Origin of the sequence: Geodermatophilus sp. CPCC 205761, from assembly GCF_051383655.1 — a bacterium.
Taxonomy (GTDB): Bacteria; Actinomycetota; Actinomycetes; order Mycobacteriales; family Geodermatophilaceae; genus Geodermatophilus.
Genome location: NZ_JALPKQ010000115.1, coordinates 1 through 597 on the forward strand (window position 1 = coordinate 1; position 597 = coordinate 597).

At 72.0% G+C, this 597-nt stretch carries 1 protein-coding gene; it reads right to left on the reverse strand.

Annotated elements, in window-relative coordinates:
• Positions 1-597 (reverse strand): zinc-binding dehydrogenase (locus tag MY526_RS26965; RefSeq protein ID WP_436705495.1); only part of this gene is annotated, 597 nt, incomplete at both ends.

Here is a 597-nt window from a genome sequence, read left to right on the forward strand (position 1 = left end):
GCGTCGATCGCGACGTCGACCCCGAAGCCGCCGGTGTGGCCCTTGATCGCCTCGACGGCGTCGGTGTTCTTGGAGTTGACGGTGTGGGTGGCGCCCATCTTCTTGGCCCACTCCAGCTTCCGGTCGTCGATGTCGACGGCGATGATCGTCGACGCGCCGGCCAGCTTGGCCCCGGCGATCGCGGCGTCGCCGACGCCGCCGCAGCCGAACACCGCCACGGACTCGCCGCGCTTGACCGCGCCGGTGTTGATCGCCGCGCCGACGCCGGCCATCACGCCGCAGCCCAGCAGGCCGGCGGCGGTGGCCGGGGCGGTCGGGTCGACCTTGGTGCACTGGCCGGAGTGGACCAGGGTCTTCTCCACGAACGCGCCGATGCCCAGCGCCGGGGACAGCTCGGTGCCGTCGGCGAGGGTCATCTTCTGGGTGGCGTTGTGGGTGTTGAAGCAGTACTGCGGCTCGCCCTTCAGACAGGCCCGGCACTGCCCGCAGACCGCCCGCCAGTTGAGGATGACGAAGTCGCCGACCGCGACGTTGGTGACGCCGGCGCCGACCGCGGAGACGGTCCCGGCGGCCTCGTGGCCGAGCAGGAACGGGAAC